Below are 1542 nucleotides of genomic sequence, written 5' to 3' on the forward strand. Positions count from 1 at the left end.
TATGCCGTTGAAATTACAGTGGGTGATTGCTCATTAATGTCTGATGCGACAAGCTTTGAAGTGACAGAGCCAGTCTTTAACAAACGTACGGGGCTTCATTTTGATGGGGTAGATGATTATATTCAAACGTCATATCCAGGGGTTCTTGGATCTGCAAATAGAACTTTTGAAGCCTGGATTTATGTTCCAGCTCCTGTTCCTTCGTCAAGTTTTGGAATTTTAGATTATGGTACTAATGATGTTGGGTCAAGGAACACCTTTCTTGTAAAAAATGATAACAGTTTAAAGTTTGTTTCAGGGGGTACAAATGCAAATATGGGGACCGATCCAAACACAGTGCCTTTAGATACATGGACGCATGTAGCTTTTGTTTTAAATAATGGTACTGGCTATTTATATATTAATGGTGCAGAAGCTGCCTCGGCAAATTTAACAACTGTTAATACGCCTTCTGGTTATGAAAATGTGCTCATCGGAAACCGTGTATCTGGACCTAATACTATGTTTTTTGGAGGTTTTATGGATGAATTTCGAATGTGGGACGTAGCAAGATCTGCAACTGAGATTCTTGAAACTATGAATACAGAATTATGTGGTGATGAAGCTGGGCTTGTAATCTACTATCCGTTGGGGGAAGGGACTCCTGGAGAGGATAATACAGGTGTTGTAACTCTAACAGATATGAGTGCTACGGGAGATGATGCTACCTTAAACAATTTTGCATTGTCCGGTACTGCTTCTAACTGGGTGGAAGGTCATAGTTTGTTGGTTTTGGAAGGGGCTACTTTAACAGCAGCTCAAGAAGGATCTGTGTATCAGTGGGTTGATTGTGATAATGGCAATGCAGTTATAGATGGTGCAACAGAACAGGCTTTTACTCCAGAGGTTTCAGGTAACTACGCTGTGGAGATTACTGTAGATGGTTGTGTAACTACTTCAGCCTGCATGGCAGTAGATGTAAATGCCTTGGGGGTTGAAGAAAATTTAATGGAGACCATGAAAGTATTCCCTAATCCAACTTCTGGAAATTTGAACATAGCCTTAAACGGAGTGTATCAAACTGTGGAAGCCCAGTTGGTATCCATCACAGGAAAAGTAGTTGGGGAATACCAGTTTAATAATACTAATGGTTTTGAATTAAATACAAGCAATTTTAATTCGGGACTTTATTTCTTGAAACTTAAGGCAGACAATAAGGATGCTGTAACTGTTAAAGTTCTAAAGATGTAATTGTGTAATAGGGTTACTGGAAAAGCCAACCTTTTCAGGTTGGCTTTTTTTGTTGCAAAGTGTAGTTTGAAATATGATTCTTTTGGTATTCAGTATTTTGTGTTTTTTGTAGGTTAAATTAAAGTTAAAGGATTGTTTTTTTGTGCGGATTCTATATGTCTAAAATAATTTTAAAGACAACTAAAATTTAACTATTATGATTAAAAAACTACACAAAAAAGTGTTTTTGCCTGCATTTATTGCGGGATCTGTATTGATTTCTAGCGCTCAGACTGGTTTGCAATTTGCTAATGCACAAACCGAGCAAGGAAC

1 protein-coding gene is annotated in these 1542 nt (G+C 37.7%); it reads left to right on the plus strand.

Annotation, left to right across the window (positions count from 1 at the left end; translation table 11 throughout):
• Positions 1 to 1230: LamG-like jellyroll fold domain-containing protein (locus BKM32_RS16300; protein WP_123812158.1), on the plus strand; the 1230-nt coding region annotated here is incomplete at its 5' end.
• Positions 1231 to 1542 lie beyond the last annotated feature (312 nt).

This window comes from Mangrovimonas sp. DI 80, assembly GCF_001975575.1.
GTDB lineage: Bacteria > Bacteroidota > Bacteroidia > Flavobacteriales > Flavobacteriaceae > Mangrovimonas_A > Mangrovimonas_A xylaniphaga.